Source organism: Faecalibacterium sp. AF28-13AC, from assembly GCF_003478405.1.
GTDB lineage: Bacteria > Bacillota > Clostridia > Oscillospirales > Ruminococcaceae > Faecalibacterium > Faecalibacterium prausnitzii_E.
Genome location: NZ_QUFG01000009.1, coordinates 78935 through 91463 on the forward strand (window position 1 = coordinate 78935; position 12529 = coordinate 91463).

General features: G+C 56.4%; 10 protein-coding genes and 1 CRISPR repeat array (1 of these 11 only partly in view). Of the genes, 6 read left to right on the forward strand and 4 right to left on the reverse strand.

The genetic code is table 11. The features are described 5' to 3' along the window. Positions 1 to 1848: a CRISPR direct-repeat array (repeat unit 33 nt; unit sequence GTCGCCCTCCTCGCGGAGGGCGTGGATAGAAAT); it begins 3119 nt to the left of the window's first position. 561 nt (positions 1849 to 2409) lie between these two features. Next, the gene (locus DWY95_RS13110; protein ID WP_118553833.1) at positions 2410 to 3108 is read right to left on the reverse strand and encodes a LytTR family transcriptional regulator DNA-binding domain-containing protein; all 699 of its coding nucleotides are present in this window, start codon (positions 3106 to 3108) and stop codon (positions 2410 to 2412) included. Positions 3109 to 3373: 265 nt separating this feature from the next. Here DWY95_RS13110 and DWY95_RS17420 point away from each other — a divergent pair, with 265 nt between their 5' ends. Genes DWY95_RS17420 through DWY95_RS13120 form a run of 3 tightly spaced genes read left to right on the forward strand, consistent with a single transcriptional unit; the run spans position 3374 to position 5943 of the window. Beyond that, positions 3374 to 3694 (forward strand): DUF1254 domain-containing protein, encoded by a 321-nt coding sequence (locus DWY95_RS17420; protein WP_243082766.1) that lies wholly within the window; start codon positions 3374 to 3376, stop codon positions 3692 to 3694. After that, complete coding sequence (locus DWY95_RS17425; RefSeq protein ID WP_243082768.1) at positions 3691 to 3876, forward strand: DUF1214 domain-containing protein; 186 nt, start codon at positions 3691 to 3693, stop codon at positions 3874 to 3876. The genes DWY95_RS17420 and DWY95_RS17425 overlap by 4 nt, the downstream gene beginning before the upstream one ends. Positions 3877 to 3891: 15 nt before the next feature. Then, positions 3892 to 5943 (forward strand): alkyl sulfatase dimerization domain-containing protein, encoded by a 2052-nt coding sequence (locus DWY95_RS13120; protein WP_243082771.1) that lies wholly within the window; start codon positions 3892 to 3894, stop codon positions 5941 to 5943. A gap of 190 nt (positions 5944 to 6133) precedes the next feature. On the opposite strand, the gene DWY95_RS13125 is transcribed toward DWY95_RS13120, so the two are convergent. Continuing rightward, positions 6134 to 6478 (reverse strand): helix-turn-helix domain-containing protein, encoded by a 345-nt coding sequence (locus DWY95_RS13125; protein ID WP_118553835.1) that lies wholly within the window; start codon positions 6476 to 6478, stop codon positions 6134 to 6136. A gap of 221 nt (positions 6479 to 6699) precedes the next feature. Here DWY95_RS13125 and DWY95_RS13130 point away from each other — a divergent pair, with 221 nt between their 5' ends. The 3 genes from DWY95_RS13130 to DWY95_RS13140 all read left to right on the forward strand — a co-directional run bounded on the left by DWY95_RS13130 (position 6700) and on the right by DWY95_RS13140 (position 8819). Further along, the gene (locus DWY95_RS13130) at positions 6700 to 7095 is read left to right on the forward strand and encodes a pyridoxamine 5'-phosphate oxidase family protein (protein ID WP_118553836.1); all 396 of its coding nucleotides are present in this window, start codon (positions 6700 to 6702) and stop codon (positions 7093 to 7095) included. 82 nt (positions 7096 to 7177) lie between these two features. Continuing rightward, positions 7178 to 7957, forward strand: coding sequence for a protein-ADP-ribose hydrolase (locus DWY95_RS13135; protein ID WP_118553837.1), 780 nt, complete (start codon positions 7178 to 7180; stop codon positions 7955 to 7957). Next, positions 7902 to 8819 (forward strand): Sir2 silent information regulator family NAD-dependent deacetylase, encoded by a 918-nt coding sequence (locus DWY95_RS13140; RefSeq protein WP_118553838.1) that lies wholly within the window; start codon positions 7902 to 7904, stop codon positions 8817 to 8819. Before DWY95_RS13135 ends, DWY95_RS13140 begins: the two co-directional genes overlap by 56 nt. A gap of 90 nt (positions 8820 to 8909) precedes the next feature. Here DWY95_RS13140 and DWY95_RS16910 read toward each other — a convergent pair whose 3' ends face one another. Beyond that, positions 8910 to 9269 carry a hypothetical protein gene (locus tag DWY95_RS16910; protein ID WP_187116987.1) on the reverse strand — a complete coding sequence of 120 codons (360 nt, stop codon included), beginning with the start codon at positions 9267 to 9269 and terminating at the stop codon, positions 8910 to 8912. Positions 9270 to 9454: 185 nt separating this feature from the next. Further along, the gene (locus DWY95_RS13150; RefSeq protein WP_118553839.1) at positions 9455 to 12469 is read right to left on the reverse strand and encodes a glycoside hydrolase family 2 TIM barrel-domain containing protein; all 3015 of its coding nucleotides are present in this window, start codon (positions 12467 to 12469) and stop codon (positions 9455 to 9457) included. Positions 12470 to 12529: the final 60 nt, after the last annotated feature.

Below are 12529 nucleotides of genomic sequence, written 5' to 3' on the forward strand. Positions count from 1 at the left end.
CCTCGCGGAGGGCGTGGATAGAAATGACGTCCGGCGTCCGCAGGCCGACAGGCTGAAGAGGTCGCCCTCCTCGCGGAGGGCGTGGATAGAAATGACCGAGGACGTCGCCGATGTCGGCCACCAACCCAGTCGCCCTCCTCGCGGAGGGCGTGGATAGAAATACCATCATGCGGGACGACAGCGCGAAGAACCGTTGGTCGCCCTCCTCGCGGAGGGCGTGGATAGAAATGTATCGAGGTCGAGGATAAACTGCGAGAAGCTGCCGTCGCCCTCCTCGCGGAGGGCGTGGATAGAAATTACTGCACCGACATGAACAATCTGAACGGTATAGTCGCCCTCCTCGCGGAGGGCGTGGATAGAAATATCTTGAGCAACTTGACGACCAGAGCGTGCTTGTCGTCGCCCTCCTCGCGGAGGGCGTGGATAGAAATACCCATGAAAGCGCATTACGATGGGCTGACGTGGTCGCCCTCCTCGCGGAGGGCGTGGATAGAAATTAGTTGCCTGTGAGGAATCGCAGGAAGTCTGTAGTCGCCCTCCTCGCGGAGGGCGTGGATAGAAATTTCTATATCACGCAGATCACCAACGCGGACTGGACAGTCGCCCTCCTCGCGGAGGGCGTGGATAGAAATATTAGTACATTTAACATCAAATTCAACAGACACATGTCGCCCTCCTCGCGGAGGGCGTGGATAGAAATCATTACACGGATGTGGCTGCATCCCAGAGTGACAGGTCGCCCTCCTCGCGGAGGGCGTGGATAGAAATCCTGCGCTGGACCACGCTGCCTGACTATCAAGCAGTCGCCCTCCTCGCGGAGGGCGTGGATAGAAATATCCAAGAGTTTGGGAGGTCGTACCTGTGATGCCGTCGCCCTCCTCACGGAGGGCGTGGATAGAAATTCAGCTCCTCGCACACAAGCTCCTGCGTAAAGCCGTCGCCCTCCTCGCGGAGGGCGTGGATAGAAATATCACCCATACCTTGTGTTTTCCGTAGCCAGACCAGTCGCCCTCCTCACGGAGGGCGTGGATAGAAATAGATCAACCGCAAGCAGAGCGACTTCATCAAGTCCGTCGCCCTCCTCGCGGAGGGCGTGGATAGAAATAGAACACCGTCCTTTTGGATGCTTGCCGCAGCCTCGTCGCCCTCCTCGCGGAGGGCGTGGATAGAAATATGGGCAGACGGCAACTGCGGCGAGTTGCGCACCGGTCGCCCTCCTCGCGGAGGGCGTGGATAGAAATAGCTTCCACTCCAGCGCCGCCTTGCCGGTAAAGCGTCGCCCTCCTCGCGGAGGGCGTGGATAGAAATAGCTTCCACTCCAGCGCCGCCTTGCCGGTAAAGCGTCGCCCTCCTCACGGAGGGCGTGGATAGAAATCCGCATTGCCATGACGTGACCGCAGAGCATCCCAGTCGCCCTCCTCACGGAGGGCGTGGATAGAAATTTGACCGCCCGGAAAACGTGGCGTAGCCTATGCTGTCGCCCTCCTCGCGGAGGGCGTGGATAGAAATAGTCTCCCAGCTTCTTGTCGTTGTCCTCCCCCGCCGTCGCCCTTCTCACGGAGGGCGTGGATAGAAATTGCCGGGTGCGTCTCTGCCCGATGTGTCAATGGAGGTCGCCCTCCTCACGGAGGGCGTGGATAGAAATGACTACGGCGGCACCCCCGGCTTCTGGCGGCTGAACGTCGCCCTCCTCGCGGAGGGCGTGGATAGAAATGCGTTCCAGTGCGGAAATACGGTCGTCCAGCTTGGTCGCCCTCCTCGCGGAGGGCGTGGATAGAAATATCGTGGCCATCGACCAGTTTGATTTTCTAGAATGTCGTCCTCCTCGCGGAGAGCATACATCAAATCCTCTCTCCATCCGGCTGCACTCACTATCCTTTTTGCAGGCCGGTCATCGGTTCGGCGGGCAACAGCCTTTTTCCATGCAAACCAGCGGCGGGACCGCGTTCTGCGAGCCCGCCGCTGGTCTTTTTTCGTGTCGGCTCTCTTTTACAGGCACCCACCGTGCAGACGGCGGAAGATGCCGCCCGCCGGGGTGAGCACATTGGCCATCTCATTTTCCTGCACGACAGCGGACAGATACCCGCTGTGGCAGTGATAACGCAGCAGGCCGACCCGGCTGAGCTATGCTGCAAAGTGCATCTTTTAAGATGACAATTTCCTTGTCATCTCGGCTTCGCTCGAATCTTATAGCTAAAGCATTTTCTACTCCACCAGCGGAGCTGGTGGTTGTCGCTCGCTCAAGCTACCCAAAACAAAAGCAAAAGGCGGCGTGACCCGTTGTATGGGCCATGCCGCCTTTTGCTTGTTCTATTATAAAAATCTGAAGTCCAATTGTCAATGTTTCGGCATCCTTTTTATCAAACTTCCTGCTTTATGGAAACACCGCAGTGTTCCGCCCGGCCCGCTTCAGGGCTCGTTTGCCTGCAGCACACAGGCACAATACCCCGGTTCGGGCTGATAACAGTGGATGGTCAGGTATTTGTCCACCTCCGGGCTGTAATCGTGGAGGGTATGCTTCGTACCGTTCAGCGCCACATCTGCATAGGACACCAGCCACTTTTTGTCCCCATTGGGGAACACCTTGTAAAACGAGCGGTCCAGCATTTCCTCCACCGGCACACCTTCGATATTGGCCATTTCCGCATTGCAATAGCGGAAGATGAAATCCACGCCGTGTCCGTCCTCATTGAAGACCAGCTCGATGACGCAGAACGCCAGCGGCATATCATCCAGCAGGCTGCATTTTTCCAGCAGGCTCATGCTCATGGGGCGAGGCTTCGTGTCGGACAGCCCGATCTCCATGCGCAGGCGGCGGTGGCTGCTCAGGCCGCGCTTGCGTCCCTGAAACGTGCGGCCGTCCGACATGGTATAAACGCCATCGTTGCCGATGTTTACGATCTGGCTGCGGTTCACTGCGATCCCCTTGCTGATGTTCAGGAACTGATCTTCCGGCAGAACAGACAGGACGCCGTGCATCGGCGCATACAGCGCGGCTTCCCCGCCGTCCATGCGGTGAAGGACCGTTTTCCGGTCGCTGCGGTAAAGATATAAAATGTTTTCCGGGCAGAGATTGTGTTTTTGCATCCATCGATTCAGGTCGCTCATTGCAGTGCTCCTTTGTCAGTTGATGACTTTAGTATAACATACTGCTGTGCATCGGACAAGGAGGATTCAAAAAAAGCACAATTCAATGGAGCTTTCGACAATAATCTGAGGTGCTTTTTGTTGAAACTCACGTTTTTGGCGTATCGTGCATAGAAAGTGTTGACTTCCCGGCATTCTTTTCGTATGATGAACACAGAACACCGAATGGTTATTCCCATAAGGCGCATATGCCTAAAACAAAAAGCATAACAGGAGGTTTCATGTTATGAAAATGACCCGCCGGAAATTTCTGAACGTTTCCACTGCGGCTGCGGTGGTCTGCGCAGCTACACTTTTGCCTGTAGAGAAAGCCGCCGCAGCACAGCAGACGATGGCGGCGCAGGAACTTCTGGAACAGGCGTATCTGTACGCCTTTCCACTGGTTCTGTTGGATGCGACCCGAAAGGTTTCAACCAACGCAGAAACACCGAACGATACCCGTGCGCCGATCAACCAGTTCATCCATTCGGAAAAGCTGGCAGACGCCGCATTTCGCACAGTCGTCACGCCGAATGTGGATACTGCATCAATGACCGGTCTGTCTTGAATCGAAATGCAGACGGTTCTGTTGATGTCACACTTTCCCATGTGATGCCGGAAAACACGGAGAACTGGCTTCCCATCGGAGAGACTGAATTTCATCTCTTCCTGCGCATCTATAAGCCCGACTGGAATGCCCTGCGCGGCTGGCAGCCGCCCACGGTTTGTGTAAAATCAACCCAGATGTAAGGGAGGCAAACTACGATGAAGATGACCCGCAGAAACTTTATTTCCGCTTCGGCAGCTGCAGCTTTGGCCTGCGGCGCATCCCTGACTGCGCATGCAGCAGGCAGCACCGATGAAAACGGTCTGAACTTTATCACAGACATTTTCAAGGACTCCACCCAACCGGGCGAGATCGAAGAGGCAACGGCTATCACGGCAGAAAAGAACGCCGCATGGTATGAAGCGCTGGATTTTTCCGACCGGCGGGAGTTTGCCAACGCAGAGCGCGGCTGGCTGGACAACGCGGAAGGCAGGATCATTGATGGTGATGATAACAGATCTGCATGGGATCTGCAGAGCTACGGCGATCTGAACCGGGACGCGCCGGACACCGTCAATCCGAGCCTGTGGCGGAACACGCAGCTGAACGCCAAGGCCGGTCTGTTTGAAGTGTGCGACGGCATCTATCAGGTGCGCGGCTTCGATATGGCCAATACGACCTTTATCCGCACCGACCATGGCTGGATCGTGTTTGACGTGCTGATGTGCAGGGAAAACATGAAAGCCGCCAAGGAACTGATGGAAAACCGCTTCGGCCCGCTGGAGATCAAGGCCGTACTGTACAGCCACTCTCATGTGGATCACTTCGGCGGCGTGGAGGGTATCATCGACCGCGCACAGGCAGCAGATGCGAGCCTTTCGCTCCAAGACCAGCTGGCTTCCGGCAAGGTCCCTGTGCTTGCACCGGCGGGCTTTCTGAAGCACGCCATCCGCGAGAATGTCTACGCGGGCATCGCCATGGCGCGGCGCGCACAGTTCCAATACGGCACGGTGCTTGACAAGGGCGAAAAGGGTGCGCTGAGCGTGGGCATCGGCATGGGACAGTCCACCGGTACGGTGTCCCTCATCGCTCCTACCTACGAGATCGGGGAAGATGTTCCGAAACTGACCATCGACGGGCTGGAGATCGAGTTCCAGCTGACCCCCGGCACCGAAGCCCCCGTCGAAATGAACGCCTATTTCCCGAAATACCGCGCCCTCTGGATGGCGGAAAACTGCACCGGCACCCTGCACAACCTCTACACCCTGCGCGGCGCAGAGGTGCGCGATGCCAACGAGTGGGCAAAGTATATCATCGAGGCCGACCAGCGCTTCTGCGATAAGACCGACGTGGTGTTCCAGAGCCACAACTGGCCGCATTGGGGCGAGGAGATCCATGAGTATCTGCTGAACACAGCCGCCATCTATAAGTTCATCCACGACCAGACCCTGCATTACATGAACCAGGGGTATACCTCGAATGAGATCTCGGCGATGCTGACCCTGCCCAAAAAACTGGAAAAGGTCTGGTACACCCGGCCGTATTACGGCACACTGGCACACAATTCCAAGGCCGTTTACCAGAAATATCTGGGCTGGTACGATGCCAACCCGGTCAACCTGAACCCGCTCCCGCCCAGCGATACCGCCAGGAAGCTGGTAGAATATCTGGGCAGCACAGAGCTGGTGCTCTGCAAAGCGAAAAAAGACTACGAAAAGGGCGAGTATCAATGGGTAGCGCAGATCACCAAAGAACTGGTCTACGCCGACCCGTCCAATCAGAAAGCACGCAATCTGTGTGCAGATGCACTGGAACAGCTTGGCTATCAGGCAGAGTCCGGCGCGTGGCGCAATGCCTATCTGATGGGTGCCGCCGAGCTGCGCAAGGGCAACCTGTCCAAACTGGCGCGCTCAGCCAATGGACTGACCGCGACAATGGGCGAGATGACCATCGCCATGCTGCTGGATTACATCGCTATTATGACCGATGCCAATGCCGCCCAGAACGATGATCTGACTCTGAATCTGACGGTGACAGATGTGAATGAACAGTTCTATGTAACCCGTAAGAATGGCATCCTGCTGTCTTACCCCGGCGAGAACCATCCGGATGTGCAGGCTTCCGTCACCTGCAAGCGTCTGCAGCTCTTTGCCTTGATGACAGGTCAGCAGGCCGGGCAGGTACAGATCAGCGGCGATGCCACCGTTCTGAAGCGCCTGCTGGCGTATGCCTCCAAGTTCGAGAAGACGTTCAATGTGATCGAACCGTAAAAACTGACTGCAAACAAAAAACGACAGGAGCTGTTTTCTGCGGCTCCTGTCGCTTTTTGTTTCCTGTGCGCGTTCGCGTGAACGCGCAGCTTGCCTTCTGGGACTCCCCCTTCGGGAAGATGATCTTACAATAGGCCGCTGGAGTATGCCCAGCTTGTGCTGGGTGGGAAGATTGCGCAAGCAAATACGCTTATTCCTCCTTCCCTTCCAGCCTGTTTTTATATCCTTCGCCCCATGCCCGCATGGCATCCAGAACCGGTTTCAAACTATATCCCAATTCGGTCAGAGTATATTCCACCCGGGGCGGCACTTCAGCATAGACCTTCCGGGTCAGCAATCCGCTTTCCTCCATCTGCCGCAGCTGAGCGGTCAAAACCTTCTGGGTCACATGGCCGATGGACTTTTTCAGTTCTCCAAAACGCTTTGTGCCCAGCATCAGATCCCGGAGGATCAGCACCTTCCATTTATCGCTGATGAGGGTCAGGGTGGTCTCCACCGGGCAGGCCGGGAGTTCTTTGAGGATTTCCTTTTCCATAATTACCTCCAAGGGAATTTCAAGTGGTCATCGTGCCAGATGCACGGATACTACAAACCGCTTTATGGCATCATTATAGCTTTCAACAGCAAAAAAAGCAAGCAGCATCGCAATAGTATCTTTCCGGTAACTACACCACAATATTGTGCGTACTTCACAAGCCGCACAAAGCGCACTACAATAAAGCTGTCAGAAAAAAACAATGTATGGAGGTACATCCCATGAATAAAGTCGTAGAATTTCTGAACACAAACCCGGTGCAGTATCTGGCCACCGTAGGCCGTGACGGCAAGGCCAAGTGCCGCCCCTTCATGTTTGCCGGTGAGCTGGACGGCAAGCTGTGGTTCTGCACCAACAACCAGAAGGATGTTTACAAGGACCTGCAGGCAAACCCCAACATCGAGATCTCCGTTTCCAGCCCGGAGTACGCATGGCTCCGTCTGCATGGCAAGGCTGTGTTTGAAAACAACATGACCGCCAAGGAGATGTGCATCGCAAACCCCATCGTGAAGAGCCAGTACGGCGAGGCTGCCAACCCCATCTTTGAGGTGTTCTATCTGGAGGATGTCCACGGCATCATTGCAGACTTCTCCGGCAACCCTCCCTACGAGTTCTGATCTGAAAAAACAGCGCAGCAGTCTTCTGAACGGGTAGACTGCTGCGTTTTTGTAGAAAGGTTTTGAAAGGCAGGGGAACACCATGAACCAGAGTGAGCGGCGAATGAGCCTCATTCGGGTGCTTTTGAAAGAACACCCGGAGTATCGGGGACTGCGGATACCGGCAGACGCAGACACCCAGTGGCAGCTTCTGCGGGGCTTGCTGAATATCCGTGAACCACGGCGTATCGGCACAGACTTTCTGCAAATACAGGATGCGTACCTGCAAGAGGAAACCGCCGCAAAAGGCATCACCGATGCGGCTGACCTGATGCCCCTGCAGCCGGGGCTGTACCTCTGGCAGGGGGACATTACCACCCTGAAATGTGATGCCATCGTCAACGCTGCCAACAGCGACATGACCGGCTGCTACTGCCCGAACCACAGCTGTATCGACAACGCCATCCACACCTATGCCGGGGTGCAGCTGCGTCTTGCCTGTGCGGAGATCATAGACAGGCAGGGACACCCGGAACCCACCGGACAGGCAAAGATCACGGCTGCATTTGATCTGCCCTGCCGCTATGTGCTGCACACCGTCGGCCCGATCATCAACGGGCGCGTGACAAAAGCAGACAAGGAACTGCTGTCCTCGTGCTACCGTTCCTGTCTGGAGCTGGCGGCAGAAAAGGGGCTGGAAAGTGTGGCGTTCTGCTGCATTTCCACCGGAGAGTTTCACTTTCCAAACCAGCTTGCAGCAGAGATTGCGGTGCAGACTGTGAAAGAGTTCCTGCAAACACCCACAAGCATCAAAAAGGTGATCTTCAATGTTTTCAAAGATATGGACAAAAAAATCTACGAACGACTGCTCCGGACCGATTGATACGCTGCGGCAGGTTCTGCGCCATGCCGATGCAGTGGTCATTGGTGCAGGTGCAGGGCTTTCTACCTCGGCAGGTTTTGCCTATGACGGGGAACGGTTCCGGGAATATTTTTCCGATTTTGCGGCAAAGTACGGCATCCGGGATATGTACTCCGGCGGCTTTTATCCATATTCTTCGCCGGAAGAGCACTGGGCTTACTGGAGCCGCTATATTTACATCAACCGTTATCAGGACGCGCCCAAGCCGGTGTATCAAGACCTGTTTTCTCTTGTGAAAGACAAGGACTACTTTGTGCTGACCACCAATGTTGACCACTGTTTTCAGAAAGCAGGCTTTGACAAAAAGCGTCTGTTCTACACGCAGGGGGATTACGGTCTGTTCCAGTGCTCCGAGCCCTGCTGTCAGGAAACGTATGACAACGATAAGCTTATCCGGCAGATGGTGGAAGCGCAGGGGTATATCGTTGCACCGGATGGTCAGCTGACCGTACCGGAGAATACCATCCTGAAAACTTATATCCCGTCCGAGCTTGTTCCCCACTGCCCGCACTGCGGCAGACCCATGAGCATGAACCTTCGTGCAGACGATACCTTTGTGGAGGACGTGGGTTGGCACACTGCTGCCGACCGGTACAGCGAATTTCTGCGCCGCCACGAGGGACAGCGCATCCTCTTTCTGGAATTGGGGGTTGGCTACAACACCCCGGTCATCATCAAGTATCCGTTCTGGCGGATGACCGCTAAAAATCCAAACGCATTCTACGTCTGCATCAATCAGGGGCAGGCCATTTGCCCGCCGGAGATCGAGCGGCAGTCTGTCTGCATCCATGGGGATATTGGCGCGGTGATAGCGCAATTGTGACCCACAAGAGGGCTGGCACTGTCCAGCCCTCTCTCTTTTTGCCAAAGTTTCCCTCGCTTTTTCTTGCAAACCGCCGAAAGTGGCGTGTTTTCAAAAGTTCGCGTTTGCGAAGCGCAGCGGAGCAATGAAAGCCCCAGTGGGGCTTTTAAGCGACAGAACGGTCTTGCGTAGAAAGACCCGATATTCAGGAAATGTGCAAACGATGTGCAGAAAGTGTGCAGCCACTTTCCTACATAAAGAAAGAACGTAAAATCTTACGATTTGACGTTCAAAATTCGGTGCACCTCGCGCACACATATCCGAACTTTTCTCTGCTTTTACAGCTTCCCCGAAAGCGACCGTTTCCGCACCTTCCTTATAATTAAAGGTAATGAGGACCTTATCATCGTAGAGATAGATGGCATTGATGAAGGTATCCACCAGTGCCTGCCGCTGCTCCTGCTGGGTCATATCCAGCTTGCGGAAACGAAGCAGCCATCGCAATCCAACTTTTTAATCGTTTGCAACATCGTTGGATTGCATATCGCAAATATACTATTTGAATATTACGCTGATTTTTGTCTTGTTACGGTTTCGCAATAAGACCAAAGTGGTGGGTATCACGATGATACCCACCACTTTAGCCAAGTAAATTTTTATTTTTGAATCGTAAAACGGAACGAGGTTCCCTTCTCCACCGCAAAGCAGGTGTCTGCATGGGGCTTTGCGCCCCAGCTGTTGTCGCCGCCCACGCCGCGCTGGAAGGCAGCACAGCGCACGATGGTCTTATTGTCATCGCGAGGCAGTTCGTAGAGATGGCGGGCGTTTTCCAGTTCATGGGGCGTGTAGGGCAAGGCAGAGAAGGCCATGCCGTCCCCTGCAAAGCCGATGCCTATATTCAATCCGCTGCCGGTGAGCGTTGCGCTGTACACACCGGTGCGGCTGCCGCACTCCTGCGGGTAGACCGGGGTGTTCTGGGCAAAGTCCTGCCGGACGTTGTAGCTCCATGCGCCCATCTTGCCGCCTGCGGTGCGGTCGGCGGTGGTTTCCCGGGGGCCAAGACCCAAGTAGGAGACTTCTGTCAGCTCCCGGCGCAGCGGGAAGAGCAGCCCGAACTCCGGCAGCTCCATCTTTTCGCCCTGCCATGTCATCGTAATGTCGCAGCGGCCTGCGCCGTCGATGGCAAACTCAATGGGCAGCGTCTGCCCGCCCGGCAGGGTGTAGTTTGCGCGGACGGTGATGAACTCGCCCTTTGTTTCGGCGGTCAGGGCATCGCACCGGGCATAAAGGCCCGCAGTTTTCCAGAAGGCAAATTCAAACGGCTCTGCGCAGCCCTCGTCGTTGTTTGTGGGCGCACGCCAGAAGTTGGGGCGCACGGTATCGTCCAGCAGCTGCACGCCGTTATAGCGGATGGACACAAGCCCTTTGCCGCGGCCAAAGATGTACTCGAAACCCTCGCCCTTTACGCCGATGTTGCAGTCCATCTCCACCAGCTGCGGAGCGGGCAGGGTCAGCCGGGCGGCGGCGTGGTTGTGCCATACCTGCCCAAAGGCAGCTTCATAGCCCGCTGGGATGCCGGGCTTTGCAGCCCGCTGGATAGCGGCAACGGTCATGCAGGCAAACCCTGCTTCCGGCAGAGCGAACGGGAACGCAATGTGCACGGTTTTACCGGGTGCACAGTCCGCCCGGAGCACCGCGCGGCGCTCTGGCTTGCCGTTGACCGAGGATGCAAACACAAGGTCGTAGGCGCTCAGGTCGGTAAAGAGATTCCGGTTTTCCACCACCGCTTCGGTATCGGTGAGGGTGATCTTCAGGGGCGCATATGCCGCCTTGACTGCGTCCATCTTTGGGGTGTTGCGGCGGTCGGGCAGCACAAGACCGTCCACGCAGAATTCCCGGTCGGTGGGGCGGTCGCCAAAGTCGCCGCCGTAGGCAAAGCCGGGTCTGCCGTCCGGGTCGGTGACGGCGATGCCGTGGTCCATGTACTCCCAGATAAACCCGCCCTGATACATCGGCTCTTCGTAAGCATACTCGGTGTAATCGGTGATGCCGCCGCAGCTGTTGCCCATGGCGTGGCTGTACTCGCACATGATAAAGGGCTTTTCCGGGTGCTCCGCCAGAAACTTTTTAATGTCTGCCACCGGGGTGTACATCTGGCTTTCCATGTCGGAGGTGGCGGGGTACTCCCGGTCCCAGAAAATGCCCTCATAGTGCACAAGGCGGCTGGGGTCGGTGCGGCGGAAGTACTCGCTCATCTCCCACAGGGTCTTGCCACCGTAGCTCTCGTTGCCGCAAGACCAGACGAGGATTGCAGGGTGGTTTTTGTCCCGCTCCAGCATGGCTTCGGCACGGGCCAGCACATTCTCCCGCCACTCCGGGCGCGCACCGGGCAGTGTCCACTCGTCCGAGCCATCCGCGCCCAGCTTCTGCCATGTGCCATGCGTTTCAAGGTTCGTTTCCCCAATGACATACAGGCCATATTCATCGCAGAGCTGTAAGAAATACGGGTCGTCCGGGTAGTGGCTGGTGCGCACAGCGTTGACGTTGTGGGCTTTCAGGTTTTTCACGTCCCACAGCATCTCTTCCCGGCTGACGGTGCGGCCGGTGCGGCAGCTCCACTCGTGGCGGTTGACACCTTTGAACACGATGCGCTGGCCGTTCAAAAGCATCTGGCGGTCCTTCCGTTCAAACTTCCGCAGACCGACTTTCATGCCGGTACGCTCCACGAGAGTACCCTCATTCAGCAGGGCAATTTCCGCCTCGTACAGGTTCGGCTGCTCAGCGCTCCACAGGGCGGGATCAGTCACCGCAAAGGTAAAGGAAACATCCTGCACGTCCTCCTCCACGTCTGGGTCAGACTCGCCCTTGCCGAACACCACGCCGCTGTCGTATTCCGCAGGCACACCCACCTCAGCAGACTGCTGCTGCCCATTGAACACCACCGACACCGTTCCCGCACCGCTGACCTTGCAGTCAAAGGTGACGGTGGCACTGGAAAAATCCAGGGCAAACTCCTGCTTCACAAAGGCATCTTCCAGATGCAGCTCAGGCTTTGTGAACAGCTCCACCGAGCGGAACAGACCACTCATACGCCAGAAATCCTGATCCTCCAGCCAGCTGCCGGAGGAAAAGCGGTACACCTGCACGGTCAGGGTGTTCTCGCCAGGATGGACGGCGGCGGTCATATCAAATTCGGCGGGGGTAAAGGTATCCTCGGTGTAGCCGATATAAACGCCGTTGCACCAGACGGCGGCGGCGCTGTCGGCACCATTCAGGCGCAGGTAGCAGCTCGCCCAGCTTTCCGGCAGGGTGAAACTGCGCTGATACTCCCCGATGGGGTTATAATCCTGCGGAATCTCGCCGGGGTGCAGCTTTTCGTGACCATCCCACGGGTACTGGGTGTTGACGTAATGGGGCGCGCCGTAGGGCTGACCGGGCTTTTGCAGGCTCTGCATCTGGATAAAGCCCGGCACGGTCAGGGTATCCCAGTCCGTAAAGGGCGCGGTCAGGTTTTCCGCGTAGCGGAAAGCCCACTCGCCATCCAAGCTGACAGTCAGGGGCATTTCCGGACTGGTCTGGTCTGCAAAATGGGCATGGAAGGGCAGGCGGTTCTGCTGAAAGATTTCCGGGTCGGCCAGCAGTGCCGGGGTAATGGGATCGTTCAAAGGCATACATGTCACCTCGCAGCATTCTCTGCTTTCATTATAGCACAGGATATAAGAAAAACAGCC

Bases quoted from the DNA above. Each gene is read 5' to 3' on its own strand.
- DWY95_RS13110 (WP_118553833.1), bottom strand. From the start codon at position 3,108: ATGAGCGACCTGAATCGATGGATGCAAAAACACAATCTCTGCCCGGAA.
- DWY95_RS17420 (WP_243082766.1), top strand. From the start codon at position 3,374: ATGAAAATGACCCGCCGGAAATTTCTGAACGTTTCCACTGCGGCTGCG.
- DWY95_RS13120 (WP_243082771.1), top strand. From the start codon at position 3,892: ATGAAGATGACCCGCAGAAACTTTATTTCCGCTTCGGCAGCTGCAGCT.
- DWY95_RS13125 (WP_118553835.1), bottom strand. From the start codon at position 6,478: ATGGAAAAGGAAATCCTCAAAGAACTCCCGGCCTGCCCGGTGGAGACC.
- DWY95_RS13130 (WP_118553836.1), top strand. From the start codon at position 6,700: ATGAATAAAGTCGTAGAATTTCTGAACACAAACCCGGTGCAGTATCTG.
- DWY95_RS13135 (WP_118553837.1), top strand. From the start codon at position 7,178: ATGAACCAGAGTGAGCGGCGAATGAGCCTCATTCGGGTGCTTTTGAAA.
- DWY95_RS13140 (WP_118553838.1), top strand. From the start codon at position 7,902: ATGTTTTCAAAGATATGGACAAAAAAATCTACGAACGACTGCTCCGGA.
- DWY95_RS16910 (WP_187116987.1), bottom strand. From the start codon at position 9,269: ATGACCCAGCAGGAGCAGCGGCAGGCACTGGTGGATACCTTCATCAAT.
- DWY95_RS13150 (WP_118553839.1), bottom strand. From the start codon at position 12,469: ATGCCTTTGAACGATCCCATTACCCCGGCACTGCTGGCCGACCCGGAA.